Source organism: Tepidamorphus sp. 3E244 (assembly GCF_046159835.1).
GTDB lineage: Bacteria > Pseudomonadota > Alphaproteobacteria > Rhizobiales > Tepidamorphaceae > JACKJK01.
Window position 1 is genome coordinate 1,284,675 of the sequence record NZ_JBJXCY010000001.1, and the last position, 26,348, is coordinate 1,311,022.

Sequence of the window (26,348 nt, forward strand, 5' to 3'; positions counted from 1 at the left end):
CCGGAAAGAAAGCGCCATGTCCGACTTTTTTCATGCAGATCTCGCAAAGACCGATCCCGATCTCGCCGAAGCCATCCACGGCGAGTTCGAGCGCCAGCGCGACGAAATCGAGCTGATCGCCTCGGAAAACATCGTGTCCAAGGCGGTGATGCAGGCGCAAGGCTCCGTCCTGACCAACAAGTACGCCGAGGGCTATCCCGGCCGCCGCTACTATGCGGGCTGCGAACACGTCGACGTTGCCGAGGCGCTGGCCATCGACCGCGCCTGCAAGCTGTTCGACTGCTCCTATGTCAACGTGCAGCCGCACTCCGGCGCGCAGGCGAACCAGGCCGTCTTCCTCGCGCTGCTGAAGCCGGGCGACACGTTCATGGGCCTCGATCTGGCCTGCGGCGGTCACCTGACGCACGGCTCGCCGGTCAACCTCTCGGGCAAGTGGTTCAACCCAGTTCCCTACAAGGTCACCCGCGACACCAACGTCATCGACATGGACGAGGTGCGTGATCTGGCCAGGCAGAACAAGCCGCAGCTCATCATTGCCGGTGGGTCCGCCTATCCGCGCCAGATTGACTTCAAGGCGTTCCGTGAGATCGCAGACGAGGTTGGCGCCTACTTCATGGTCGACATGGCCCACTTCGCGGGCCTCGTGGCCGGTGGCCAGCACCCGAACCCGCTGGAATATTGCCACGTCGCCACGACGACGACCCACAAGACGCTTCGTGGCCCGCGCGGCGGCATGATCCTTTCGCGCGACGAGGCGCTTGGCAAGAAGTTCAACTCCGCCGTGTTCCCCGGCCTGCAGGGTGGCCCGCTGATGCACGTCATCGCCGGCAAGGCTGCCGCCTTCGGCGAGGCGCTGCGCCCGTCCTTCAAGCAATATTCCGCGCAGGTCGTCGCCAACGCCAAGGCGCTGGCCGAGGCGCTGCGTGTGGACGGCATCGACCTCGTGTCCGGTGGCACCGACACCCACGTCGTGCTGGCCGACATGCGTCCCAAGAAGGTGACCGGCGTTGCCGCCGAGCAGGCGCTGAAGCGCGCCAACATCACCTGCAACAAGAACGGCGTGCCATTCGACCCGGAAAAGCCGATGGTGACCTCGGGCGTCCGCGTCGGTTCCCCGGCGGGCACCACCCGTGGCTTCGGCGAAGCCGAATTCACCGAGATCGGTCGCATGATTGCCGATGTCGTGAACGGCCTTGCGGAGAACCGCGACGGCGACAACGGGTCCGTCGAGGCGCAGGTGCGTGAGCGTGTCGCGGAGATGACCGGACGTTTTCCGATCTACGACCTTTGAGAATCGCAGCGTTGCGGCATAGCCTGCAGCGCTCGAAACTCGAAGGAAGATTTGGATGCGCTGCCCGTTTTGCGGAAGCCAAGACACGCAGGTCAAGGACTCACGTCCCACTGAAGACAACACAGCGATCCGGCGCAGACGCGTCTGCCCGGATTGCGGTCAGCGCTTCACGACGTTCGAGCGTGTGCAGCTTCGCGAACTGACGGTGGTGAAGACGAACGGGCGGCGCGTGCCGTTCGACCGCGACAAGCTTCTCCGGTCCATTCAGGTCGCCATGCGCAAGCGCCCGGTCGAACCGGAGCGCGTGGACCGGCTCGTGTCCGGCCTTGTCCGCAAGCTTGAAAGCGCCGGCGAGAGCGATGTTGAGTCCGCCACCATCGGGCGGATGGTCATGGAATCGCTCGCCGAGATCGACCAGGTCGCCTATGTGCGCTTCGCCTCCGTCTACAAGAATTTCCACGAGGTGAGTGATTTCGCCGAGTTCATCGGCGGCTTGCCCGGAGAGGAAGAAGAGGCCACGCCAAGGCCGAAGGGGCCAGGGCTTGACGACTGACGCCCGGTTCATGCGCGCAGCCCTGCGCGCGGCTCGGCGCAACCTCGGCCAGACATGGCCCAATCCCGCAGTCGGTGCGCTGATCGTCACCCCGGACGGCGAAATTGCCGGGCTGGGCGCGACGGCACGTGGCGGCAGGCCCCATGCCGAGGCCGTGGCGCTGAGGATGGCCGGCGCGCGTGCGAAAGGGGCGACTTGCTACGTCACGCTGGAACCTTGCGCCCATCATGGCCGCACGCCGCCTTGCGCGGACGCCCTGATTGAATCCGGCGTCTCGCGCGTGGTGATCGGGCTGGGTGACGCCGATATCCGCGTTGCCGGGCGCGGCATTGCCGCGCTGCGCGAAGCCGGCATCACCGTCGAGACCGGCTGCTGCGCGGAAGACGCCGCGCTTCTTGCCGCCGGGCATATCCTGCGCATCTCGGCGGCACGGCCGTTCGTTACGCTCAAGTTGGCGATGAGCGCCGATGGTATGTTCGCAGGGGCTCAACAGGTTCCCGTTGCCATCACCGGCGAGGAAACTCGCGCCCATGTCCACATGATGCGGGCGCGTCACGATGCCATTCTTGTCGGCGCCGGCACGGTGCATGCGGACGATCCCTCGCTGACCTGCCGTCTCGCCGGGATGCGCGACCGGTCACCGCTGCGCATCGTTCTCGACAGCAGGTTTTCCATGTCCGCCGATGCGGCGATGCTCGCCTCCGGTCCTGACGTGTGGATCTTCGGCAGCGAGGTGCATCGTGATGCCGCCGAACCACTGAAGGCTGCAGGGGCCGAAACGATCGAAATGCCGGGGGAAGGTGCGGCCACGCCGGGCGCGGTTTTGCAAGTGCTGGCAGCGCGCGGCATCACGCGGCTGATGGTGGAAGGTGGCGGTGCGGTTGCGGCAGCCTTCCTCGACGCAGGCCTGGTCGATGAACTTATTCTGGCCCGCTCGGATTGCACCCTTTCCGAGATTGCGCCGGATGCAGGGCAGGGGCGCGCCGTGCCGCAGCTTGCCGCACTTGCCGCCGGTGGTGAAAGCGATGCATATGAGCGCGTTGAGACGCGCGCTGCCGGGACTGACACGATCACCCTTTGGCGGCGCAGCGGTTTGGAGAGCGGCCTGCTGGCCGCCGCCGCGCAACCTTAGACCCGGAAAGACGACGGATGTTCACCGGCATCGTCACCGATATCGGCAAGCTCATCGACACGCGCCCCAGCACCGCCGGGCGGCGCATGACGATTGCGACCAGCTATGACACGCAGGCGATCGATATCGGCGCCTCGATCTGCTGTTCGGGCGCGTGCATGACGGTGATCGAGCGCGGCAAGCGCGACGACGGCAAAGGCTGGTTCAGCTTCGACGTGTCGCCGGAATCACTCGACAAGACGACGCTTGGCACTTGGGAGGCCGGCACGCCGGTCAACCTCGAACGCTCGCTGGCGCTGGGCGGCGAACTCGGCGGGCACCTCGTCACCGGCCATGTCGACGGCGTGGCGAGGCTGGTTTCGCGCGACGATGAGGGCGATGCCAGCCGCTTCACCCTTGAAGCGCCGGGCGAGCTTGCCAAGTTCATCGCGTCCAAGGGGTCGGTCGCGCTCGACGGCACGTCGCTGACGGTGAACGACGTGGATGGCGCGCGCTTCACGGTGATGCTGATCCCGCACTCCCTGTCGGTAACCACGTGGGGCGAACGCCGGGCCGGGGACAGAATAAACCTCGAAGTCGACTTGATGGCGCGCTATGCAGCCCGCCTGATGGAATTTGAAGGTCAAAGCGAATGAGCCACCGGCTGCTGATCATCGAGTCGCCGTATTACAGCGAGATCACCGGCAAGCTGCGCGAAGGCGCAGAGGCCGCGATCGAAGCTGCCGGTGCGACAGCCGACCGCGTCAGCGTGCCCGGCGTGCTGGAAGTGCCGGCCGCGCTCGCCATGGCGATTGCGGCAGGTGAAGCCGGCAAGGGTCCGGTGCATGACGGCTATGTGCTGCTGGGCTGTGTCATTCGCGGTGAAACGAGTCATTACGACATCGTCGCGGGGGAGTCCGCGCGCGCCGTTATGGACCTGAGCGTTCAGCACAGGCTGGCGGTGGGCAACGGCATCCTGACCGTGGAGAATGAAGAACAGGCCATGGCGCGCGCCGACATCTCGCGCAAGGACAAGGGTGGCGACGCCGCCCGTGCCGCGCTGGAAATGATCGCGCTGCGCCAGTGCCTCGAAGGAATGGACTGAATGTCGTCCACGCAAGACACACCGAAGCCGGCCCGCAAGGGCGCTCGGGCTGGCAACCGCCGCACGGCGGCGCGCCTTGGCGCGGTTCAGGCGCTTTACCAGATGGACCTGTCCGGGTCCGATCTGCCCTCGACGCTTGCCGAGTTCGAGGCCCATCGCCTCGGGCAGGAGATTGATGGCGACACCTATGCCAAGGCCGATGACGCCTTCTTCCGCGCGCTGGTCAGCGGCGTGGTTGAGGATCAGCACCGGATCGACCGGATGATCGACAAGGTGTTGCAGACCTCCTGGCCGCTGAAACGCATCGACCTGACGCTTCGCAACATCCTGCGGGCAGGGGCCTACGAGTTGCTCTTCCGCGAGGATGTCCCGGCGCGCGCCGCCATCAACGAGTATGTCGAGATCGCGCGCGGCTTCTACGACGATGACGGACCGCGTCTCGTCAACGGCGTGCTGGACCGCATCGCGCGCGACGAACGGGCAACCGAGGTTTCGGTCCCCGACGCGAAGCCCTGAGACCCTCGGCGATGTTCGACGAGGACAGCTTCATCCGCGATTGCATGAGCCCGCTGGCAAGCCCGGACGGGGCGGCGAACTTCACCGACGATGCAGCCCATATCGCGCCGCCTTCCGGCAAGCTGGTCGTCACCGGCGATACCATCATCGCCGGTGTGCATTTCCTTGCCGATGAAGATCCGGGCCTCATCGCCCAGCGCGCCATTCGCGTGAATGTTTCCGACCTCGTGGCCAAGGGCGCGCAGCCCTGGGGCTACGTGCTGCACCTGAGCGTGCCGGCCAACACCGCGGACGGTTTCGGCCCGGCCTTTGCCGCCGGCCTTGCGCTGGACCACGAAACCTACGGCCTGCAGCTGTTCGGTGGCGATACGACCGTCGTGCCGGAAACCGCGCCGCTGAGCCTCTCCATCACCATGATGGGGCAGGCACCGGATCGCGAGCCGCTGCTGCGTTCGGGCGCGGAAGACGGCGACGTAATCTTTGTCAGCGGCAATATCGGCGACGCGGCGCTTGGCCTGCTTGTCGCGCGTGGCGACCCGATGCCGGGCATCGGCGCGGAGCACCTGTCGGCACTTGAACAGGGATACCGCCTGCCGCAGCCACCGGTCGGCCTGCAACCGGCGATCTCCAAGCATGCCAGCGCAGCGATGGACATTTCCGACGGCCTCGTCGGGGACCTGGAGCGCCTGTGCGCGGCAAGCGGGGTTTCGGCCAGGCTGACAGCTGCCAAGGTGCCGATGAGCGATGCCGTGAAAGCAGCCATCGAAGCTGATCCGTCGCTGCTGAAGGTCGCGCTGACAGGCGGCGACGACTACCAGTCGCTGATCGTCGTGCCGCTTGAGGAATCGATCGCCTTTGCGCGCGACGCGCTGGCGACCGGCGTGCCCGTGACGGCCATCGGCACCTGCGGCGAGCCGCCGGTGGAGGTCGTCACCGTGGACAGGGAGGGGCACGACATCCGGTTCGAGACCACGCGCTACACCCATCGTGGCTGACCCGGCGGGCATCGCTGCCGAGACCGCCGAAGCGACCCCGCGTTACGACGACATCACCGCGCGCTTCAACACTATCATCCTGTCCATTGGCCAGATGTTGGGCGGTGCGTGCTCGACCATCGTGATGACGCTTGGCGGCATCATCGGCATCACGCTGGCCCCGCATCCGTCCTGGGCGACGGTGCCCATCACCATCTTCGTCCTCGGGCAAGCGGTCGCGACCCTGCCGGCGGGCATCGGCATGCGCCATATCGGGCGCAGGCTGGGCTTCATGACAGGTTCGCTGTTTGCGGTTGCCGGCGGGCTGGTCGGCACGTTTGCGCTGCTGTGGGGCCGTTTCGACCTGTTCCTGGTGGCGACATTCCTGTGCGGGATGTTCCAGGCGCATATCCAGTTCTACCGCTTTGCGGCAGCAGACCTTGCAAGCCCGTCATTCCAGCCCAAGGCAATCTCCTGGGTGCTGATCGGCGGGGTGGCAGCAGCCGTTCTCGGCCCGCAGCTCGTGATCTTTTCCAGCGAGTTGCTCGCGCCAGTCACGTTTGCAGGCTCGTTCCTGACGCTGTCGGTCGTCGCGAGCCTCTCGTTCTTCCTGATGATGACGCTGCGCGGCTCGCGCCCGGTGAGGCAGAGCGCGTCGAGCGGGCGGCGGGTCAGCGAAATCCTGCGCCAGCCCCGGCTCATCGTCGCCATGGCCTGCGGCATGATCAGTTACTCGATGATGAGCCTCGTCATGACGGCGGCGCCCATCGCCATGCTCGCCTGCAACTACGGTGTGGCCGACGCAGCGCTCGCCATCCAGTGGCATGCCATCGCGATGTTTGCGCCAAGCTTCGTCACCGGCAACCTCATTGCCCGATTCGGCAAGGAGCAGGTGACGGCTGCCGGAATGGTCATTCTGGCGGGCTGCGGCGTGGTCGCGCTGTCGGGAATCGAGATTGCGCACTTCTGGGGCGCGCTCATCCTGCTGGGCCTTGGGTGGAATTTCAGCTTCGTCGGGGCCACCTCGATGGTCACGGATTGCTACCGTCCGGAGGAACGCAACAAGGTTCAGTCGGTCAACGATTTCGCTGTTTTCGGCTCGGTTGCGCTCGCGTCCTTCATGTCCGGCCGGTTGATGTCGGCTTTCGGCTGGGAAACGGTCAATTTCGTCGTTTTTCCGATGGTCGCCATAGCGCTCGTCCTGATCGGCTGGCTGATCGTTCACGGCCGCCGTCAGGCATCGGCCTCCTGAGGCTTTCCCCAACGAAAGTCGGGAGGGGCTATGCTGTTGCGCCACCAGCCGCTTTTTGGCAATGTCCGCGCCGACCAAAGGTCCGGCGGGGGGCGGGCCAAGGCGGACCGGGGGTTCGGATTTTTCGCAACAAGAAGCCGGCGCAAATGCCGGACAGGGATCCGAACACAAACCGCGACACCTTACCTCTCCAAGTGAACTCGCCGACTTTCACTGAACTCACCTAGGGGTAGGACCCATGTCTCTGGCAATCTGGGCTATTATCGCCTGCGGCGCGCTGTCCATCGTGTATGGCGTGTGGGCGATCAATTCGGTCGTGGCGGCTGACGCCGGCAACGACCGCATGAAGGAGATCGCTGGCGCGATCGCCGAAGGCGCGCAGGCTTATCTGCGCCGTCAGTATTCCACCATCGCAATCGCTGGTGTCGTGATCTTCGCGCTCGTCGCGTGGTTCCTCGGCATCCTCGTCGCCATCGGGTTCGCCATCGGCGCGATCCTGTCGGCAGCTGCCGGCTTCATCGGCATGAACGTGTCGGTTCGCGCCAACGTGCGCACCGCGCAGGCCGCCACCAAGTCGCTCGGTGCGGGCCTTGAAATCGCGTTCAAGTCCGGCGCCGTGACGGGCCTCTTCGTGGCCGGTCTCGCGCTTCTGGGCGTCACCGTCTATTTCGGCATCCTGACCGGGCCGCTTGGCTACGCGTTCGATAGCCGGACGGTGATCGATTCGCTCGTCGCACTCGGCTTCGGCGCCTCTCTCATCTCGATCTTCGCCCGTCTCGGCGGCGGCATCTTCACCAAGGGTGCGGACGTCGGCGGCGACATGGTCGGCAAGGTGGAAGCGGGCATCCCGGAAGACGATCCGCGAAACCCGGCAACCATCGCCGACAACGTGGGCGACAATGTCGGCGACTGTGCCGGCATGGCGGCCGACCTGTTCGAAACCTACGTGGTGACCGTGGTCGCCACCATGGTTCTGGCTGCTATCGCGATCACGTCTCCCGAGATGAAGCTCGCCGGCATGATCTACCCGCTCGCCATTGGCGGCGCGTGCGTCGTGACCTCGATCATCGGCACGTTCTTCGTGAAGCTCGGCGCCAACAACTCGATCATGGGCGCGCTCTACAAGGGCTTCATCGCGACGGCGGTCCTGTCGCTCGTCGCTCTCGTGCCCGTCACCTACCTGACCTTTGGCGGGTTCGGCGTCGATGTGATGACCAATTCGGGCGTCAAGTTCGTGCCGATGGGGCTGTTTCTCTGCGGTGTCGTCGGTCTCGTCGTCACCGGCCTGATCATCTGGGTCACCGAGTACTACACCGGCACGGGCTATCGCCCGGTCCGCTCGATAGCGCAGGCCTCGGTCACCGGCCATGGCACGAACGTCATCCAGGGTCTTGCGATCTCGCTTGAAGCAACCGCGATCCCCGCGATCATCATCATTGCGGGTATCCTGACCTCGTTCGCGCTTGCCGGTCTGTACGGCATCGCCGTCGCCGTCTCCACGATGCTGGCGTTGGCCGGCATGGTCGTGGCACTCGACGCCTTCGGCCCCGTCACCGACAACGCCGGCGGCATCGCGGAAATGGCGGGCCTTCCGCCAGAAGTCCGCGACACGACCGACGCGCTCGACGCGGTCGGCAACACCACCAAGGCCGTGACCAAGGGCTACGCCATCGGTTCCGCCGGCATGGGTGCGCTGGTGCTGTTCGCAGCCTACACGCAGGACCTGAACTACTTCGTTGCGAACGCGGCGCAGTATCCTTTCTTCGAAGGGGTCAACGTGTCGTTCTCGCTCAGTGATCCCTACGTGGTGGTCGGCCTGCTGTTCGGCGGTATGCTTCCGTACCTGTTCTCCGGCATGTCGATGATGGCGGTCGGACGCGCAGCCCAGGCTGTCGTGGAAGAGGTACGCCGCCAGTTCAAGGAAAAGCCCGGCATCATGGAAGGCAAGGAGCGTCCCGACTACGGTCGTGCCGTCGACATGCTGACCAAGGCCGCGATCCGCGAGATGATCGTGCCCTCGCTGCTGCCGGTGCTTTCGCCTGTGGTCGTATTCGGCGCGATGCTGCTGATCGGCGGCAAGTCTGCTGCGTTCTCCGCAGTGGGCGCGATGCTGCTCGGCGTGATCGTCACCGGCCTGTTCGTCGCCATCTCCATGACGGCTGGCGGCGGTGCATGGGACAACGCCAAGAAGTTCATCGAGGACGGCAACCACGGCGGCAAGGGCTCTGAAGCCCACAAGGCTGCCGTGACCGGCGACACCGTGGGTGATCCCTACAAGGACACCGCGGGTCCTGCCGTGAACCCGATGATCAAGATCACGAACATCGTGGCGCTGCTGCTGCTGGCCTTCCTGGCGCACTAGCACCACGTACCGTTCGCGCAAGAAAGAACCCCGCGGAGCCGGCTGGCTTCGCGGGGTTTCCTTTTGGGTCCGACGGGCGAGGGCGCAACGCCCCGCGCGGATTGGGAGCCTACTTGGTGCCGGGTGCGGCCATGCGGCTTGCGCGCATCAGCTGCTGGAGGAAGGTGACTTCCTTGCCGGTGGTCGGCGTCGTGCGACCGATGAAGTCGAACACGCGTCCATCCTGCAGGCCGTAGTCGGCGATGCGGCTGACGCGCTCGTCACGGTCGAAATAGACCGCCAGCACGTTCTGCGAGGTGACGCGCGGGCGCAAGAACGCCGTCTGCTTCACCTGCTGGGAAATGTAATAGTAGACGAGGCCGTCGAAGGTGCCGGTTGTCGAGGGCGTCCCCAGCACGAAGTCCACCTGCTCGCGGCTGGCGCCGATCGGCACTTGGTCGAGCTGCTGCTGGGAAAACTGGTAGCCGTGCTTGCGCGTCTCGGTCAGCGACAGGTTGGGTGCCTGCAGTGTCGGCGCGCGCATGTTGGACAGGTTCATGCTGCTGGCGCTCGGCATGCGCGGCCCGTCGGAGCACGCGGCAAGGGCGAGGGGAAGCGCGCCGAGCAGAAGCCCGGTTGCGGTTCGGCGGATGTTACGCGAAGAACGATTCAATGATCCGTCACCCGTTGTGGGGCCGAAAGCTGGCGTCTGCGTCTGGCCTTTCGATAGCGGCCACCGTATGCAGGACGCGCCTCAACCGGTATTCCAATCCATGTTTGCCGTATCGCGGCGACGCGATATTTGCAACCGGAGAGACCCGAACCAAACGCCAGCAGGCAACCATGCTTAACGCCATTTTTCGCCGAATCTTCCCCGACCGCGACCGCAGTGCACCCGCAAGCCCGGCAAGCGCCGTGTATGGGTCAATCGTGGCGCAAGCGCGGCAACCGGTGTTCTACGCCGACCTCGGCGTGCCCGATACACCGACCGGCCGCTTCGAAATGATCGTGCTGCACGCCATTCCCGTCTTCCGCCGCCTCAAGGGCACGCAGGAGCTCGATGACGCGGGGCAGGCGGTGTTCGACCTGTTCATTTCGGACATGGACCGCTCGCTGCGCGAACTCGGCGTCGGCGATCTGTCCGTGCCCAAGCAGATGAAGCACATCGGGCAGGCATTCTATGGCCATGCCAGCGTCTATGGCGGCGCGCTCGACCAGCGCGACCCGGAGAAGGTCGCCGAGGCCGTGCAGCAGAACGTGTTCGCGACCAACGAGAATCGCGCGGAACTGGCAGTCGAATCCCGCGCCATAGGTGATTACCTGATCGCCTGTGATGGCGCAGTCGCCCAGCAGGACCCGGAGCCGATCCTGGGCGGCGAAATTGCGTGGCCGCCGCTGCCGGGCGCGACTGCACAGGAGGAGAGCGCACGATGAGCGATGTCAGCATTGTCCGGCTGTCCAGCTTCGAGGCGCGGCTCAACGCCCAGAAAATTTCGCGCGAAGGCGAGGACATCGCCTTCGAGGCGGACGAGGACGCGCGCAAGGAGCTTGTCGAGACGCTGGAGCTTCCCGGAGTGAGCGCGGTCAGCGCGAAGCTTGAGATCCGCCGCGGCCCCTATCGCGGCTGGCGGGTGACGGGGACGATTCTCGCCGACCTCTCGCAGGTTTGCGTCGTCTCGCTCGAGCCGTTCGACGTGAAGGTCGAAACTGAGCTTGCGGTCAATTTCGTGCCCGAAAACGAGTTTGAATCAATTGCCGCCCATGCCGAGGACGAGGAAGCGGAGGATATCGAGCCTTTCGAGAACGGCGACATTCCCATCGGCGCGCTGATCCGCGACACGATTTCGCTCTCGCTTGATCCCTATCCGCGCAAACCAGGGGTGGAATTGCCGGAAGGATTCGGCGACGAGGAGAAGACACCGTCCCCGTTTGCCGCGCTCCAGCAGCTCAAGGATCGCGGTTGAGGCGTTTTGCCGTGGGCGCGAGGAATCGCGCTTGTGTCGGTCATGTGACTTGGTATTGTCGCCGCGCTCCGGGGGGAAGTGGTTGACCCGCCTGCACAGGTGGGGCATTGCTGCGCGGTGCCAGGGCCGGGTGGCGTCGGCCACAGGCAAGGCCTGAATTGGTCCCGCCTCGCGGGCGTGACGAGCCAGAACAACAAGATACGGCTGAGCCTCGCGTTAAACACATGTCCAACGTTCCAACGATAGCCATCGACGCGATGGGGGGTGATTTCGGCCCCGAAGTCATCGTTGCGGGCTGCGCCGTTGCACGGCAGCGCCGGCCGGACACGCGTTTTCTGCTGATCGGGGACGAGGCGCTCATCAACCCCGAACTCGACAAGTTTCCCGAGCTCAAGAAGATCTGCGAAGTCGAGCACACCGACGTCGCCGTGCGCATGGACGACAAGCCAAGCCAGGCGCTGCGCAAGGGCCGCTGGCGCTCCAGCATGTGGCTGGCGCTGGACGCGGTGCGCTCCGACAGGGCAGCGCTTGCGGTTTCTGCCGGCAACACCGGCGCGCTGATGGCCATGTCCAAATTCTGCCTGCGCACGCTGTCTGGCATCGAACGCCCGGCCATTGCGGCCATCTGGCCGACCCTGCGCGGCGAGAGTGTCGTACTCGACGTTGGCGCGACCATCGGGTCCGATGCCAACCAGCTCGTCGATTTCGCCGTCATGGGTGAAGCCATGGCGCGCGCCGTCTTCGGTATCGACCGGCCGACGGTCGGACTGCTGAATATCGGCGTGGAAGAGGTCAAGGGCCTCGAGATGATCAAGGATGCCGGCCGCATCCTGCGCAATACCGACCTGCCGATGAAATATGCGGGCTTCGTGGAAGGCAACGACATCGGCAAGGGCACGGTGGACGTCGTCGTGACCGAGGGCTTCACCGGCAATATCGCGCTGAAGACCGCCGAGGGCACCGCCCGGCAGATGGCGGAATACCTGCGCTCTTCCATGAGCCGCAGCATCCTGTCGCGCATCGGCTACATTTTCGCCAAGTCCGCCTTCGACACGCTGCGCGCCAAGATGGACCCGCGCAAGGTGAACGGCGGCGTGTTCCTTGGCCTCAACGGCATCGTCATCAAGAGCCATGGCGGCGCGGACGCGGAAGGCTTCGCCAGCGCCGTAACACTGGGCCGTGACATCGCCGAAAACGACCTTTTGCAGAAAATCACCGAAGATCTGGAGCGCTATCGCCAGGATCAGGATTTGACCACCAAGATCGCTGGAGACATTGCTTCGTGAGTTCGGTTCGTTCCGTCGTGCGGGGGGTGGGTTCGTACCTGCCGGCCCGTTGCCTGACCAATGCCGAGATGGAATCCATGGTCGCAACCAGCGATTCCTGGATCCGGCAGCGCACCGGTATCGGTGCGCGTCACATCGCGGCGGAAGGTGAGTACACCTCGGACCTCGGCACCCAGGCGGCCCGCGCCGCGCTCGCCAATGCCGGTATGGACGCCTCCGAGATCGATCTCGTGATCGTCGCCACGGCAACGCCGGACCAGACGTTCCCGGCCACGGCCCTGACGGTGCAGAACAATCTCGGCATCCACCAGGGGTTCGCCTTCGACCTGCATGCCGTGTGCTCCGGCTTCGTCTTTGCGCTGTCGAATGCCGATGCGCTGATCAAGGCCGGGCAGGCGAAGAAGGCGCTTGTGATCGGCGCCGAAACCTTCTCGCGCATCATCGACTGGACCGACCGTTCGACCTGCGTCCTGTTCGGCGACGGTGCGGGTGCGGTCGTTGTGGAAGCGGTTGACGAGGCGGACGCCAACGGTCGCGGCATTCTCTCCTGCGACCTTCGCGCCGACGGCCAGTTCCGCGACAAGCTCTATGTCGACGGCGGCCCGTCGACCACCCAGACTGCGGGCTATCTGAAGATGGATGGCCGCGAGGTTTTCCGTCAGGCAGTAGGGCTGGTTCACGGCGTTATCGACCGGACACTGGAAAAGGCCGGCTACACGGCCGACGACCTCGACTGGTTCGTGCCGCATCAGGCCAATCGCCGCATCATCGATGCCACGGCCCGCAAGTTCGACTGGCCTGAAGAAAAGATCGTCATGACGGTCGAGAACCATGGCAACACGTCAGCCGCCTCGATTCCGCTGGCGCTGGACGTCGCGGTCAAGGACGGGCGCATCAAGAAGGGCGATCTCGTCCTCGTCGAGGCGCTTGGCGGCGGCTTTACATGGGGCGCGGCGCTCGTTCGCTGGTGACGCCGCCTGCATCCCGTTGGGGCGGGGTGCGTTCAAGACACACCGACCACGAAAATCGCGTTCGCACTCAATTTGGGCGTTTGCCTGCGTTGACCGGCGAGCGCGGCGTTTCTACCATGCCCGGCGAATGCGGCACGCAACGACCGCAGGTCTGAAATTCCAGACGTTTCAACGAAGTGGCGGGGGTTCTTGCGATGACAGGGCGGACAATCACGCGTGCCGACCTTTGCGAAGCGGTGTACCGGAAAGTCGGCCTGTCGCGTGCTGAATCCGCTGAGCTCGTCGAAATGCTGATCGATGAGGTGATCGAGACGCTGGAGCGTGGCGAGAACGTCAAGCTTTCCGGTTTCGGGTCCTTCATGCTTCGCGACAAGGGCGAGCGTATCGGCCGCAATCCGAAGACGGGCGTCGAGGTGCCGATTGCCCCGCGGCGGGTGATGGTTTTCAAGCCGAGCCCGGTGATGAAGAACCGGATGAACGGCGCGGCGGACGAAGACGGCGAGTGATCGTTGACGTGCTTCGGGGAGTTTGAGCACGCAGATGGCTGACAAGGGGCCGGACGCCTTCAGGACGATCAGCGAGGTCGCCGACGACCTTGAAGTTCCGCAGCACGTGTTGCGGTTCTGGGAAACGCGTTTTTCGCAGATCAAGCCGATGAAACGGGGCGGCGGACGGCGGTACTACCGGCCCGACGATGTCGACCTGCTGCGCGGTATCCGCAAACTCCTCTACGGCGACGGTTTTACGATCAAGGGCGTTCAGCGCATCCTGAAGGATCGCGGCGTGCGCCACGTGATCGACATCGGTGCCGGCCGCATGCCGGGCGGCGAGATGGCGGCGGCGCCCGAACCCGCAGCGCCTGTTCTGGTGCAGCCGACGCCGCAACCTGCGGCACCCGCACCTGCGCCGATCGCGACACCAGCGCCTCCCGCACCGGCGACTGCCGCGCCAGCACCCGCTGCCCAATCGGCTCCGGCACCCACACCGGCCCCGGCACCGCCGGCTGCACCTGAACCGACTCCTGCGCCCGCCACTGCGCCTGCATCCACCACCAAGCCTGCCAGCGGAGACGAAACCGAGTTGCCGCCGCTCCCGCGGCTCGATTCCCTGCGCATCTTTGCCCATGACCGTGTTGCAGCCAGTCAGCCGCAGGAGCCGGCCCCGGCAAAGGCACCCGCAGCACCGCCCGCACCGCAACCGGCACCCGCACCGACAGCAGAAAAGCCGCCTGCCGCCGCACCGGCCCAGCCGGCGGCTGAGGGCAAGGCGGAACCGCCCATTGCCGTACCCGCCGTGGGGCGCATCGGGGAATCGCTCTCGGCCGACGATATTCGCCGGCTGCAATCGGTGCTGTTTGAACTGGGAGAGTGCCGGAACCTGCTGACGGAAGCGCTCAAGCGCTGAGCCGAATTGGCGCGCTGAGCCGTGCGAGATTTCCGGATTGGAAAGATGGTCGGAGCGGCAGGATTTGAACCTGCGACCCCCAGTCCCCCAGACTGGTGCGCTAACCGGGCTGCGCCACGCTCCGAACGTTGCAGGGGATTAGCGTTTGGGCGCGCGAAGTGCAAGGCCCAGTGCTCGCGAAATCGCGTTGCTCAGAGCGCCCTGACGGCCTCCAGCACCTCCTCGGCGTGACCGGCGACCTTCACCTTCCGCCAGACCTTGCGGATGACGCCGTCGCCATCGATCACGAATGTGGAGCGCTCGACGCCCATGTACTTGCGGCCGTACATGCTTTTTTCCATCCACACGCCATAGGCTTCCATCATCTCGTGGCTTTCGTCGCCTGCAAGGGCCACGCCCAGGACATGCTTGTCGCGAAATTTCGACAGCTTCGCTGGCTTGTCGGGCGAAACGCCGAGGATGCTGGCCCCGGCCTTTGCGAAGTCTTCCTGCATTTGCGTGAATGCAATGGCCTGTTTCGTGCAGCCGCTGGTGTCGGCGCGCGGATAAAAATACAAAACCAGCGCCTTTCCCGCGTAATCGCCGAGCGAAATCTCGCTGCCGGTGTCCGTGGGAAGTGAAAAGTCTGGGGCCTTGCTGCCTTCCTCGGCTGCCATGTACTGCCATCCTTTCGTCCGCTTTTGCGTGTTGAAACAGGAACTTGATCGTCAGTTGCGCGAACTGGCGCGGGGATTATTTCGCGGCGGGCATTTACGCTATCCATCGTTGGGCATCGCCTGCGCGCGAGTCACTTTATAAGGTCGGCGAAACCCGATCCACGCCATCTGCGCGTGCGGTCGCCAGGGGGTAGAACCGCTTGTCAGACGCCTCACAGCCCGAAGCCGGAAACGGTCCTCGGACGACGCCGGAAACTGCAACGCCCAAGTGGCGGCGTGCGGTGCGTGGCGGCATGCGGCAATGGCGGCACCTTGGCCATCGCTCCCGTGCGGCTGGACAGTCCGGCTACAGGCAATTCTCCCGTTTGCCGAAACCCGCTCGCTTCGCGGGCTATGCGCTGGCCGGCGTGGTTGGCCTTTGGGTGACGCTCTTTCTGCTCCTGCACCTGGTCCTGATTGCCGGTCCGGTGCCCATAGGCGGGGTTGCGCCACGCGTTGTCGCTGCCGTCGAGCAACGATTGCCCGAGGGCATGTCGCTTGCGGTTTCGAGCCTCTCTCTGGAAGACAACGGTCTCGGCTTCGGCGTTCGCCTCAACGATATCCAGCTTTCCGACGAAACCGGCTCGCCGGTCTTCGCCGCGCCTTCGATTTCCGTCGGCTTCAGCACGCTGGCAGCCACCTTTGGCCGCTTCGATCCCGATGAACTCGTCATCACGTCTCCGCGTATCGTGCTTGCAGGCAGCGACGTGGGCGGCGGCGATGAAATGAACGCCGCCGACATTGTCGCGGCGGCTTTTCTCGTCCTCAACCAGCAAGGCGGTATCGGCGAACTGTCGGTGCGCGATGCGACAGTCCTGCCTGTTCGGGATGGGCCGGAACTCGATGCAGTCAATGCTCGCCTCTACGCCGAGGACACCGGTGAGGGCGAGTCCTCCATCGCCATGGAAGTCAGCGGCGGCGAAACCGAGACGGGCGAGTGGGCCATGAATGGCCGGCTCCAGCGCCGGTCAGACGGCGGCCTGACGGTCGAACTCGCATTCGCCGACCTGATCCCGGAAGCCTTCGGTGGTTCAAGCTCAAATCTCACGCGTTCAGTGCGGCTCGATACGCCGGTCTCGGGCCAGGTGGCGCTGGTGACGCTTGCCAACGGCGCAATTGCCGAAGGGCGCTTCGACCTGCTGGTCGGTGCCGGGCGTGTCGCGATGGGCAACGATATCGACTTCGCAATCGATGAAGCGCGCGTCTCCGGTGTGTGGGATTCCTCTCGCCGCGTTTTGCGCATCCTGCCGTCGCGAATCCTTGCAGGCGAGAGCAAGGCGGTGCTGGCAGGCGAAGTGCTGCTGCCCGACAACCGCTCCATGGCCTACGGAACGATCCCCGTCGGGTTCGGCTTCACGGACGTGGTGCTCGCCCCGCGCGAGGACATCGCGCCGGTGAAGCTAGATGCCATCGTCTTCGACGCAACCTTCGACCTCAACACGCGCCAGGCGCAGATTTCCCGTTTTGATTTCATCGCCGGAGAAGCCTCGCTATCCATGATCGGCTACATGCGCGCTGCGCCCGGTTCACCCGGTGTCGCGCTGCGCGGCGGGCTGGCGGCCATGTCGCTGGAAACCTTCGGCAAGCTCTGGCCCGTGGGACTGGCCGAGAACTCGCGTGACTGGTTCGAAAAGCAGATCTTTGGCGGCGAAATCGTCAATGCGACCGTGACTATCGACATCAAGCCGGGCGAACTTGCGCAGGAAGGTGGGTTCGAGAACCTGACGCGCGATTCCGTGCGCGTCGATTTCCGCACGGCCAACACCGAGTTCGGCTACTTCAAGGACCTGCCTGCCATCCGGAACGCGCAGCTGCGCGGCACGTGGACGCCCACCAGCTTCGAGATGAGCATGGCGGGGAGCGGTGCGCATATCCCGCTGGAAAATGGCGAGATCATCGCCGTCGAGCAGGCGCGCTACGTCATCGCCGATACCCGCCAGCACCCCGCCCGCGCCGACTTGCGCGTGCTGACCAGCGGCGGCCTTGATGCGCACCTGCTGCTGCTCGACCACGACCCGCTCAACATTCCGACCAAGAACAACATCGATATTTCCAAGATCGATGGCAACGCGGTTGTCACCACCTCCATGAACTTCGAGGTTCGTCCGGGGCTGAAGGTCGAGGATACCGGCCTCGTGGTGGACGGAACGGTGGGCGGGCTGCGCTTCCCGGCAGGCCCCGAGCGCACCATTGAGGAGGGCAACGTCGCGTTCTCGATTTCGGGGGGCGTTCTTCGCGTCGAGGGGCAGGGGCAGATCGACGGCGTCGGCGCGGATATCGCCATGACGCAACCGCTCTACGGCACCAACCAGACGGCGGAGCGCAAGGTCGCGCTGATCCTGGACGAAGACGCGCGCAAGAAGCTCGGCCTGAATTTTGGCTCGCTGGTGCAGGGCACTTTCCCGGTCAACCTGATCGAGCTTGGCGGCGGGCGCAGACGGGTTGAAGCCGACCTCAAGGATGCGCGGCTCTTCCAGCCGGCCATCGGCCTCGACAAGCCCGCAGGGTCGCCCGCCAACCTCGTGGCCGTGCTGTCTCCGGACCAGGAAACGGGCGGTACGGCCATTTCCGATCTGCGACTGTCGGGGCGCGAACTGTTCTTGTCGGGCAACGGCGTGCTGCGCGCCAATGGCGGCGTCCACCATCTGAACTTCGACAGCTTCCGCCTGCAGGCCGACGACACTGCAAAGGCGCGGCTCAGCGCGGATGCCAACGGCAACCTGACCGGCGAGATCGAGGCGGTTCGCTTCGACATGCGCCGCATCATCGAGAATGCGAAGACCGGCGGCATTTCGGACGGCGCTGGCAATGCGCTCGATTCCCGCCGCTACAAGTTCACGGCCAATATCGGCTCGGGGCGCGGCTATAACGGCGAAGTGCTGCAGGGCGTCGACGTCAAGCTCGACATGAGCGGCGACACGATCTCGCTGCTGAAGATGACAGGCGCATTCTCCGACAACTCCACCGTGCGACTGGAGATTGCTGGCAACGATGCCAACAACCAGGTGCTGAGCCTTGCGGCCAGCAACGCGGGGCGGACCCTGCGCTGGATCGACATGTATTCGCGCGTGCGCGGCGGCCAGATGGCCCTGCGGGCCAATCTCGGCCCCGGCAAGGGCGACATGCGCGGGCGCATCCAGGTGGTGCGGTTTGCCATCCAGCAGGATCCGAGCCTGTCCACGCTCATCAACGAGACAGGTAAGATGGCATCGGACCCCTCCTGGCAGGCGGCGGCAAAGCGCGAGCAGCCGAACGCGGCCAATCTCGGGTTCGATGAATTCTACGTGGATTTCAACCGCTCGCGCGGCGTGTTCGATCTGGCCAACGGTGTGATGCGCGGACCAGCCATCGGCGCGACATTCGACGGGCGGATCGACTTCACCGGCCGCAACCTGAACGTCAACGGCACCTACGTGCCGCTCTACGCGATCAACAACTTCTTCGGGCGGGTACCGCTGATCGGCACGATCCTCGGCGGTCGCGCCGATGAAGGGCTGATCGGCGTGAACTTCTCGGTGCGCGGCAACCTCAACCAGCCCAACCTGATTGTGAACCCGGTATCCGCCGTCACGCCGGGTATCTTTCGCCTGTTGCTGGATGCGCCGACGCGGGCCATCACCGGCGGCCCGCCGCCGGTGCAGTCCCGGCCGGGCGGCGCGCCGCAGCCAAGCCAGGTCGACCGCTTCGACCCGATGGCTCAGGGGCAGAACCGCTAGGGCAACGCTCCCTGCGCGCTCAGGCCGGGCGGATCAGCGCGTGGCGCTTCTTGCCCATGGACAGCTTGATGACTCCGTCCGGACCCACGTGCGAGGCGTCCAGCATCATCTTGGGGTCGTTGACAGCCTGATCGTTGATGCGCACCGCGCCGGACTGCACAGACCGCCGGGCATCGCTATTCGATCCCGCAAAACCGGCTTCGACACATGCTGTCAGCAAGCCGACGCCGGACCCAAGATTCATGGTGAAGGTCGGCAGGTCGAGCGCGTTCTGACCCTGCTCGAAGGTCTGCTGCGCGGTGCCGGCGGCTTTATCCGCCGCCTCGCGGCCATGGGCCATGGCGGTCGCCTCGGTGGCGAGGATCTTCTTTGCCTCGTTGATCTCCGCGCCCTGCAGCGCGCCGAGCCGGGCGATCTCGTCGATCGGCAGTTCGGTGAACAGCTTCAGGAAGCGCGTCACGTCGGCATCCTCCGTGTTGCGCCAGTACTGCCAGTAGTCGTAGGCGCTCAGCATGTCGGCGTTGAGCCAGACAGCGCCCGAGGCCGTCTTGCCCATCTTGGCGCCCGACGAGGTCGTCAGCAGTGGGCAGGTGAGGGCGTAGAGCTGCGCCTCGGCCATGCGGCGGCCAAGGTCGATGCCGTTTACGATGTTGCCCCACTGGTCCGATCCGCCCATCTGCAGGGTGCAGCCGTAGCGCTTGTAAAGCTCCACGTAGTCGTAGGCCTGCAGGATCATGTAGTTGAATTCGAGGAAGGACATTGGCTGCTCGCGGTCGAGCCGCTGCTTCACTGATTCAAAGCTCAGCATCCGGTTGACCGAGAAGTGCCGGCCCACGTCGCGAAGGAAGTCGACATAGTTCAGTTCCAGCAGCCAGTCGGCATTGTTGACCATCACGGCCTCGTTGCCGGTGTCGCCGAAGGAAATGAACTCGGAGAAGATGCGCTTGATGCCGTCGATATTGGACTGGATGACGTCGTCGCTCAGCATCTTGCGGCTCTCGTCGCGGCCTGTTGGGTCGCCGACGCGCGTGGTGCCGCCACCCATCAGCACAATGGGCTTATTGCCGGTCTTCTGGAACCAGCGCAGCATCATGATGGAGACAAGCGAGCCGACATGCAGGCTGCTGGCGGTCGCGTCATAGCCGACATAGGCGGTGACGGGACCATCCTTGAGTGCTTCGTCCAGCTTCTCCGGTTCGGAGACCTGGTGAATGAAGCCGCGCTCGTGCAGCACTTGCAGGAAGTCGGATTTGTACGTCGCCATTGATATTCGCGCCCTGATGCACGTAAGGGTGAAACCGGCCGCCCCGGATCGGGCGGCTTTCAGTTTTGGGTCAGGTGGTAGCGTCTAGCGGGCCTGCCGCCACCGGGCAAGGGGTTGCGAAGCGGTGGATTCCGGATATCCCGACGTGCTGGCCATCGGCACGATGAGCGGCACCTCCATGGACGGCGTCGACGTGGCCGCCATCACCACCGACGGCGCCAGCGTTTCCGCCTTCGGGCCGACGCATGCCAGCCCTTATTCCGCGGGCGATCGAGCGATCCTGCGCGCGGCGCTGAAGGAGGCCGCAAGCGCTTCGAACGAGGAGCGTGCGCCCGATTTCGCTGAGGCCAGCCGCATCGTGACAGAGCGCCACGCCGAAGCCATCGAAGCCTTCTGCCGGGAGCACAGAATCGCGGCCAGGGACGTCGGAGTCGTCGGGTTTCACGGCCAGACCGTGATCCACCGGCCCGAACGTGCGCTCACGGTGCAGATCGGCGATGCGCATGCGCTGGCGAGCCGTCTCGGCATTCCGGTCGTGTATGACCTGCGCCAGGCGGACATGCGCGCCGGCGGTCAGGGCGCGCCGCTCGTGCCTGTGTTTCACCGTGCGCTGGCAGCCCGCTGCGCGCTGAAGGCGCCGGTCGCCTTCCTCAATCTCGGGGGCGTTGCCAATGTCACCTATATCGGCCGCGACGGTTCCCTCATCGCCTTTGATACCGGGCCGGCCAACGCGCTGCTGGATGACTGGGCGATGCAGCACACCGGCCAGGCGGCTGATTTTGACGGTCGTCTGTCCGGCAGCGGGCAGGTCGACCGAAAGCGCCTGGCGGAGCTGATGGAAGACCCGTATTTCGACGAGCCGGCGCCCAAGTCCCTCGACCGGGACCATTTCGCCGGGACGGCCAGCAGCATCATCTCCGGGCTTGCCGCGCAGGAAGGGGCTGCGACGCTTGCGGGTTTCACGGTGGAGAGCGTTGCAGCGGCGCTGCGGCATTTTCCCGAACCGCCGCAGGCATGGGTCGTCAGCGGAGGGGGGGTCAATAACCCGGTGATACTGCAGGGGCTCGCCGACCGGCTGCAGGTGCCGGTCTCGCGCGCGGAAGACTACGGGCTGTCGTCGGAGTTCATGGAAGCGCAGGCCTTCGGCTATCTCGCCGTGCGCGCATTGCGCGGCCTGCCGCTGTCCTATCCCGGCACCACAGGGGTGAAGGTCGCGATGCCGGGCGGCGCGGTCGCCTTGCCCGGCACGGCTGCTTGAGAGAGCTTATTCCTCGCCGCCGGCGAGTTCGGCCTCGATGGCGGTGAGGCGGCGGACCAGATAATCGTCGCAGGACTCGATCAGCTGCTCGGCATGGTCGGTGAAGAAGTGGTTCGCACCGGGCATGATCTGCTGCTCGATGGTGATGCCCTTCTGGGTCTTCAGCTTGTCGACGAGACCCTGCACGTCCTTTTCCGGCACCACCTTGTCGGCATCGCCGTGGATGATGAGGCCCGACGAGGGGCAGGGCGCGAGGAAGCTGAAGTCATAGAGGTTGGCGGGCGGGGCAACCGAGATGAAGCCCTCGATCTCCGGACGGCGCATCAGCAGCTGCATGCCGATCCACGCACCGAAGGAAACACCGGCGATCCAGCAGGCCCGCGAATCCGGGTTCAGCGCCTGCATCCAGTCCAGCGCGGCAGCGGCATCGGACAGTTCGCCCTGTCCGTGGTCGAACTCGCCTTGGCTGCGGCCCACGCCGCGGAAATTGAACCGCAGCGTCCCGAAGCCGTGCTTCTGGAACATGTAGAAGAGCTGGTAGGTGAGCGGATTGTTCATCGTCCCGCCGAACTGCGGGTGCGGGTGCAAGACGATGGCCACCGGCGTGGTGCGGGTGCGGGGCGGCTGGTAGCGCCCTTCGAGACGGCCCGCCGGGCCGGTAAAGATGACTTCTGGCATGATGACTCGCTTGCAGGCGCTCGATGCAATATCGCTGCGGCTTTACGGGGAAATACGGACCCGTTTCTTGACACTCCGGGTACTGGTTCCTAAAACCAGTTTAGAATCATTCGAAACTACGGTTATCGCAGCCGGTCCGCTGCCCGCAGAAGGCGGTTGATAGCACGAAGCGGACCCGGAATTGCAAGGAAAACCGACATTTCGGCCAATTGCGGCCGGAGTGGACGCCGCAGATACCAAGGGCTCATGAGCGCCAACCGCATTTACCTGGATGACAATGCCAGCGCGCCGTTGCGTGCCGCCGCCCGTGATGCGGCTGCCAACGCGCTCGATGCCGGCAACCCGTCGAGCGTGTATGCCGAAGGCCGCGACGCACGCCGCATCGTCAACGAGGCGCGCGAAGCCGTTGCAACCCTTTCCGGCGCAAAGACGTCGGATATCGTCTTCACGTCCGGCGCATCGGAAGCCAACGCGATTGTGCTGGGCGGCTTGAAGCTTGGCGGCAAGGCTGCAACGCATCTTCTTGTGTCGGCCATCGAACACCCGTCGGTGCTGTGGGGCGGGCGCTTTGGCGCAGATGCGCGCGCGACTATACCGGTCGGCAAGGATGGACGCATTGCGCCGCAGGCGGTTGCCACGATGCTCGGGGCGTTGCCCGGTGGTGCCGTGCCGCTAGTCAGCGTCATGGCCGCCAACAACGAGACCGGCGTCATCCAGCCCGTGGCTGAGATTGCCGAAGTCGTCCACGCGGCGGGCGGCGTGCTCCATTGCGACGCCGTCCAGGCGGCAGGCCGGCTCGATCTTGCAAAGGTCACGGCGGATGCCGACCTCGTTTCGCTGTCGGGCCACAAGATGGGCGCTCCCAAGGGCGTTGGCGCGCTGGTGATCCGCAATGCGGACGTGACGTTCGCAGCCCCTCATATTGGTGGAGGAGGGCAGGAGCGAAACCGCCGCGCCGGCACCGAGAACGTGCCGGGTATCGCGGGTTTTGGCGCGAGCGCCCGCGAGGCTTGCGACGAATCCGCTCGCTGGGCCGAGATTCAGGGCCTGAGGGAATGGATTGAGGGGCGTCTTTGCACTATCTCTCCAACCACGTGCATCCTTGGCGGCGATCAGCCGCGGCTGCCGAACACGATCTGTGTGGCGCTCGATGGCGTACAGGCGGAAACCGCCGTCATTGCCTTCGATCTTGCCGGCATCTCGATCAGCGCAGGCTCCGCCTGCTCGTCGGGCAAGGTCGGCCCCAGTCATGTGCTCGAAGCCATGGGCCTTGATAGCGGGCTGAAGAAGGCGGCGCTTCGCGTCAGCCTGACACGCGACACCACGCGCGAAGAGGCAGAAGCCTTCGTTGCGGCATGGGAAAAGATTTGCGCACCGGCCGGTGCGCGGCGGTCCGCCGCCTGAGTTGAATTATTGAGGTTGGTCCACCGCGGTCCTTGAAACCGCGAGCGGAAGGAAGAAGAGAATGCCAGCGGTCCAGGAAACGATCGAACAGGTCAAGGCGATTGACGTCGACAAGTACAAGTATGGCTTTTCGACCGACATCGAGATGGAAAAGGCCCCCAAGGGCCTGAATGAAGATATCGTTTGCTACATCTCTGCGCGCAAGGACGAGCCCGAATGGATGCTTGAATGGCGTCTTGACGCCTACAAGCGCTGGCAGACGATGAATGAGCCGAAATGGGCGAAGCTCGACTACCCGAAAATCGATTTCGACGACCTCTACTACTACGCCGCCCCCAAGGGGCAGGACGGTCCGACGTCGCTGGACGAGGTCGATCCGGAGCTCCTGCGTACTTACGAAAAGCTCGGCATCCCCCTGAAGGAACAGGAAATTCTGGCGGGCGTCCGCAAGATGGACGAGCCCAGCACGCTGGACGAGGATTCCGGCGGCGCGCGCCCCTATGGCAATGTCGCCATCGATGCGGTGTTCGATTCCGTGTCCGTGGTCACGACCTTCAAGAAGGAACTGGCCAAGCACGGCATCATCTTCTGCTCCATCTCCGAGGCCCTGCGCGAGCACCCGGACCTCGTGAAGCAGTATCTCGGATCCGTCGTGCCCGTGACCGACAACTACTACGCGACGCTGAACTCGGCGGTCTTCTCAGACGGCTCGTTCGTCTACATCCCCAAGGGCGTCCGCTGCCCGATGGAGCTGTCGACCTATTTCCGCATCAACGAGAGTGACACCGGCCAGTTCGAGCGCACGCTCATCATCGCGGATGAAGGGTCCTACGTCTCGTACTTGGAAGGCTGCACCGCGCCAATGCGCGACACCAACCAGCTGCACGCGGCGGTCGTCGAGCTGATCGCGCTCGATGACGCGGAGATCAAGTACTCCACGGTCCAGAACTGGTACCCGGGCGACAAGGACGGCAAGGGCGGCATCTACAACTTCGTCACCAAGCGTGGCGACTGCCGCGGCAAGAACTCCAAGATCTCGTGGACGCAGGTCGAGACCGGCTCAGCGATCACCTGGAAGTATCCCAGCTGCATCCTGCGCGGCGACAACTCGCGCGGCGAGTTCTACTCGATCGCCGTTTCCAACGGCTACCAGCAGATCGACAGCGGCACCAAGATGGTTCACCTCGGCAAGAACACGTCGAGCCGCATCATCTCCAAGGGCATCGCGGCGGGCCACTCGCAGAACACCTATCGCGGGCTTGTCTCGGCCCACCGCAAGGCGACCAGCGCACGCAACTTCACCCAGTGCGACAGCCTGCTGATCGGCGATCTGTGCGGGGCGCACACCGTGCCGTATATCGAGGCGAACAATTCCTCCGCCACCTTCGAGCACGAGGCGACCACCTCGAAGATCTCCGATGACCAGATGTTCTACTGCCTGGCGCGCGGATTGGGCGAGGAGGAAGCCGTCGCGCTGATCGTCAATGGCTTCGTGCGGGACGTCATCCAGCAGCTTCCGATGGAGTTCATGGTCGAGACCCAGAAGCTCATCGGCATCAGCCTTGAAGGCAGCGTTGGGTAGAGCAGTTGGCTGCATCCCAGAAGGAATCGAACAAGAAGCCAACGAAGAAAAACGAGCGTCGCCACGTCTATCTTTTCGATTGGACGAGCAAGTGGGACGACCGGATCTGGTGGATTCAGCAGATCGTCGTGCTTCTGGTCGCGACTTCGGTAGCGGGCTTCTTGCTAATTAAATGGTTTGGCAGCCGTTGAACGGGCTGCACAGAATGAACGGGTAACGGACAATGCTTGAGATCAAGAACCTCCACGCACGCATCGAGGAAGACGGCACCGAAATCCTCAAAGGCGTCGACCTGAAGATCAATGCGGGCGAAGTGCACGCCATCATGGGGCCGAACGGCTCCGGCAAGTCCACCCTGTCGAACGTACTGGCCGGCAAGGACGACTACGAGGTCACCGACGGCGAAGTGCTGTTCAAGGGCGAGGATCTGCTGGACATGGAAGCCGACGCGCGCGCTGCCGCTGGTGTCTTCCTGGCCTTCCAGTACCCGGTGGAAATTCCCGGCGTTGCGACCATGACCTTCCTGAAGGCGGCGATGAACGCCCAGCGCAAGGCGCGCGGCGAAGCCGAGCTGACCACGCCGGACTTCATGCGCGCGGTGAAGGATGCCTCGGGCAAGCTCAACGTCTCGCAGGAGATGCTGCGCCGTCCGCTGAACGTCGGCTTCTCCGGTGGTGAGAAGAAGCGCAACGAGATCCTCCAGATGAGCCTGCTGCAGCCGAGCCTGTGCGTTCTCGACGAGACCGATTCCGGCCTCGACATCGACGCGCTGCGCCTGGTGGCCGACGGCGTCAACGCGCTGCGCAGCCCGGACCGCGCGATGCTCGTCATCACCCACTACCAGCGCCTGCTCGACTACATCGTGCCGGACGTCGTCCACGTCATGTCCAAGGGCCGGATCGTGAAGACCGGCGGCAAGGAACTGGCGAAGGAACTGGAAAAGTCCGGTTACGCCGAATTCGTCGACGCCGCATAAGGGAGCC

General features: G+C 64.7%; 25 protein-coding genes and 1 tRNA gene. 21 read left to right on the forward strand and 5 right to left on the reverse strand.

Annotation, left to right across the window (positions count from 1 at the left end):
- The first annotated feature begins 16 nt into the window (after nt 1-16).
- The 9 genes from glyA to ACKTEK_RS06110 all read left to right on the forward strand — a co-directional run bounded on the left by glyA (nt 17) and on the right by ACKTEK_RS06110 (nt 9,164).
- Nucleotides 17-1,291 (forward strand): serine hydroxymethyltransferase, encoded by a 1,275-nt coding sequence (gene glyA / locus ACKTEK_RS06070; RefSeq protein WP_409164339.1) that lies wholly within the window; start codon nt 17-19, stop codon nt 1,289-1,291.
- 55 nt (nt 1,292-1,346) lie between these two features.
- Entirely contained in the window at nt 1,347-1,844 is a 498-nt protein-coding gene (gene nrdR, locus ACKTEK_RS06075) for a transcriptional regulator NrdR (RefSeq protein WP_409164340.1), read from the forward strand.
- Complete coding sequence (ribD, locus tag ACKTEK_RS06080; RefSeq protein WP_409164341.1) at nt 1,834-2,976, forward strand: bifunctional diaminohydroxyphosphoribosylaminopyrimidine deaminase/5-amino-6-(5-phosphoribosylamino)uracil reductase RibD; 1,143 nt, start codon at nt 1,834-1,836, stop codon at nt 2,974-2,976. Before nrdR ends, ribD begins: the two co-directional genes overlap by 11 nt.
- Before the next feature lie 17 nt (nt 2,977-2,993).
- Nucleotides 2,994-3,611, forward strand: coding sequence for a riboflavin synthase (locus ACKTEK_RS06085; RefSeq protein WP_409164342.1), 618 nt, complete (start codon nt 2,994-2,996; stop codon nt 3,609-3,611).
- Nucleotides 3,608-4,060 carry a 6,7-dimethyl-8-ribityllumazine synthase gene (ribH, locus tag ACKTEK_RS06090; protein ID WP_409164343.1) on the forward strand — a complete coding sequence of 151 codons (453 nt, stop codon included), beginning with the start codon at nt 3,608-3,610 and terminating at the stop codon, nt 4,058-4,060. Before ACKTEK_RS06085 ends, ribH begins: the two co-directional genes overlap by 4 nt.
- Complete coding sequence (nusB, locus tag ACKTEK_RS06095; protein WP_409164344.1) at nt 4,061-4,576, forward strand: transcription antitermination factor NusB; 516 nt, start codon at nt 4,061-4,063, stop codon at nt 4,574-4,576. It begins immediately after the preceding gene.
- 11 nt (nt 4,577-4,587) lie between these two features.
- Nucleotides 4,588-5,571 (forward strand): thiamine-phosphate kinase, encoded by a 984-nt coding sequence (thiL, locus tag ACKTEK_RS06100; RefSeq protein WP_409164345.1) that lies wholly within the window; start codon nt 4,588-4,590, stop codon nt 5,569-5,571.
- The gene (locus ACKTEK_RS06105; protein WP_409164346.1) at nt 5,564-6,802 is read left to right on the forward strand and encodes an MFS transporter; all 1,239 of its coding nucleotides are present in this window, start codon (nt 5,564-5,566) and stop codon (nt 6,800-6,802) included. Before thiL ends, ACKTEK_RS06105 begins: the two co-directional genes overlap by 8 nt.
- Before the next feature lie 238 nt (nt 6,803-7,040).
- Nucleotides 7,041-9,164, forward strand: coding sequence for a sodium-translocating pyrophosphatase (locus ACKTEK_RS06110; protein WP_409164347.1), 2,124 nt, complete (start codon nt 7,041-7,043; stop codon nt 9,162-9,164).
- Between the two features lie 109 nt (nt 9,165-9,273).
- On the opposite strand, the gene ACKTEK_RS06115 is transcribed toward ACKTEK_RS06110, so the two are convergent.
- Nucleotides 9,274-9,720 carry an outer membrane protein assembly factor BamE gene (locus tag ACKTEK_RS06115; protein WP_409164348.1) on the reverse strand — a complete coding sequence of 149 codons (447 nt, stop codon included), beginning with the start codon at nt 9,718-9,720 and terminating at the stop codon, nt 9,274-9,276.
- Between the two features lie 266 nt (nt 9,721-9,986).
- On the opposite strand from ACKTEK_RS06115, the gene ACKTEK_RS06120 reads away from it, so the two are divergent.
- The 6 genes from ACKTEK_RS06120 to ACKTEK_RS06145 all read left to right on the forward strand — a co-directional run bounded on the left by ACKTEK_RS06120 (nt 9,987) and on the right by ACKTEK_RS06145 (nt 14,768).
- Nucleotides 9,987-10,577 (forward strand): ubiquinol-cytochrome C chaperone family protein, encoded by a 591-nt coding sequence (locus ACKTEK_RS06120; RefSeq protein ID WP_409164349.1) that lies wholly within the window; start codon nt 9,987-9,989, stop codon nt 10,575-10,577.
- Nucleotides 10,574-11,107: a YceD family protein gene (locus ACKTEK_RS06125; RefSeq protein WP_409164350.1), complete on the forward strand. Its 534-nt coding sequence runs from the start codon at nt 10,574-10,576 to the stop codon at nt 11,105-11,107. The genes ACKTEK_RS06120 and ACKTEK_RS06125 overlap by 4 nt, the downstream gene beginning before the upstream one ends.
- Before the next feature lie 224 nt (nt 11,108-11,331).
- Nucleotides 11,332-12,393, forward strand: a complete 1,062-nt coding sequence (gene plsX / locus ACKTEK_RS06130) for a phosphate acyltransferase PlsX (RefSeq protein ID WP_409164351.1) — start codon at nt 11,332-11,334, stop codon at nt 12,391-12,393.
- Entirely contained in the window at nt 12,390-13,364 is a 975-nt protein-coding gene (locus ACKTEK_RS06135) for a beta-ketoacyl-ACP synthase III (RefSeq protein WP_409164352.1), read from the forward strand. Before plsX ends, ACKTEK_RS06135 begins: the two co-directional genes overlap by 4 nt.
- A 194-nt stretch (nt 13,365-13,558) precedes the next feature.
- Nucleotides 13,559-13,870 (forward strand): integration host factor subunit alpha, encoded by a 312-nt coding sequence (locus ACKTEK_RS06140; RefSeq protein WP_409164353.1) that lies wholly within the window; start codon nt 13,559-13,561, stop codon nt 13,868-13,870.
- Between the two features lie 34 nt (nt 13,871-13,904).
- Nucleotides 13,905-14,768, forward strand: coding sequence for a MerR family transcriptional regulator (locus tag ACKTEK_RS06145; RefSeq protein WP_409164354.1), 864 nt, complete (start codon nt 13,905-13,907; stop codon nt 14,766-14,768).
- 46 nt (nt 14,769-14,814) lie between these two features.
- Here ACKTEK_RS06145 and ACKTEK_RS06150 read toward each other — a convergent pair.
- Both ACKTEK_RS06150 and bcp read right to left on the reverse strand, forming a co-directional pair.
- Nucleotides 14,815-14,892, reverse strand: a tRNA-Pro gene (locus tag ACKTEK_RS06150).
- Between the two features lie 67 nt (nt 14,893-14,959).
- Entirely contained in the window at nt 14,960-15,424 is a 465-nt protein-coding gene (gene bcp / locus ACKTEK_RS06155) for a thioredoxin-dependent thiol peroxidase (RefSeq protein WP_409164355.1), read from the reverse strand.
- Nucleotides 15,425-15,789: 365 nt separating this feature from the next.
- Between bcp and ACKTEK_RS06160 the strand changes: the two genes are divergently transcribed.
- Entirely contained in the window at nt 15,790-19,179 is a 3,390-nt protein-coding gene (locus tag ACKTEK_RS06160; protein WP_409164356.1) for an AsmA-like C-terminal domain-containing protein, read from the forward strand.
- Nucleotides 19,180-19,198: 19 nt separating this feature from the next.
- Here the strand turns inward: ACKTEK_RS06160 and tyrS are convergent, their stop codons facing one another.
- Nucleotides 19,199-20,443 (reverse strand): tyrosine--tRNA ligase, encoded by a 1,245-nt coding sequence (gene tyrS, locus ACKTEK_RS06165; RefSeq protein ID WP_409164357.1) that lies wholly within the window; start codon nt 20,441-20,443, stop codon nt 19,199-19,201.
- Nucleotides 20,444-20,567: 124 nt separating this feature from the next.
- Here tyrS and ACKTEK_RS06170 point away from each other — a divergent pair, with 124 nt between their 5' ends.
- Complete coding sequence (locus tag ACKTEK_RS06170; RefSeq protein WP_409164358.1) at nt 20,568-21,701, forward strand: anhydro-N-acetylmuramic acid kinase; 1,134 nt, start codon at nt 20,568-20,570, stop codon at nt 21,699-21,701.
- Nucleotides 21,702-21,707: 6 nt separating this feature from the next.
- Here the strand turns inward: ACKTEK_RS06170 and ACKTEK_RS06175 are convergent, their stop codons facing one another.
- Nucleotides 21,708-22,379, reverse strand: a complete 672-nt coding sequence (locus ACKTEK_RS06175; protein ID WP_409164359.1) for an alpha/beta hydrolase — start codon at nt 22,377-22,379, stop codon at nt 21,708-21,710.
- Nucleotides 22,380-22,625: 246 nt separating this feature from the next.
- Here ACKTEK_RS06175 and ACKTEK_RS06180 point away from each other — a divergent pair, with 246 nt between their 5' ends.
- The 4 genes from ACKTEK_RS06180 (at nt 22,626) to sufC (ending at nt 26,341) form a co-directional block, all read left to right on the forward strand.
- Nucleotides 22,626-23,783 carry a cysteine desulfurase family protein gene (locus ACKTEK_RS06180; RefSeq protein WP_409164360.1) on the forward strand — a complete coding sequence of 386 codons (1,158 nt, stop codon included), beginning with the start codon at nt 22,626-22,628 and terminating at the stop codon, nt 23,781-23,783.
- 61 nt (nt 23,784-23,844) lie between these two features.
- Nucleotides 23,845-25,365 (forward strand): Fe-S cluster assembly protein SufB, encoded by a 1,521-nt coding sequence (gene sufB / locus ACKTEK_RS06185; RefSeq protein ID WP_409164361.1) that lies wholly within the window; start codon nt 23,845-23,847, stop codon nt 25,363-25,365.
- A gap of 5 nt (nt 25,366-25,370) precedes the next feature.
- Nucleotides 25,371-25,556 (forward strand): hypothetical protein, encoded by a 186-nt coding sequence (locus ACKTEK_RS06190; RefSeq protein ID WP_409164362.1) that lies wholly within the window; start codon nt 25,371-25,373, stop codon nt 25,554-25,556.
- A gap of 32 nt (nt 25,557-25,588) precedes the next feature.
- The gene (gene sufC, locus ACKTEK_RS06195; RefSeq protein WP_409164363.1) at nt 25,589-26,341 is read left to right on the forward strand and encodes a Fe-S cluster assembly ATPase SufC; all 753 of its coding nucleotides are present in this window, start codon (nt 25,589-25,591) and stop codon (nt 26,339-26,341) included.
- The last annotated feature ends 7 nt before the right edge of the window (nt 26,342-26,348 follow it).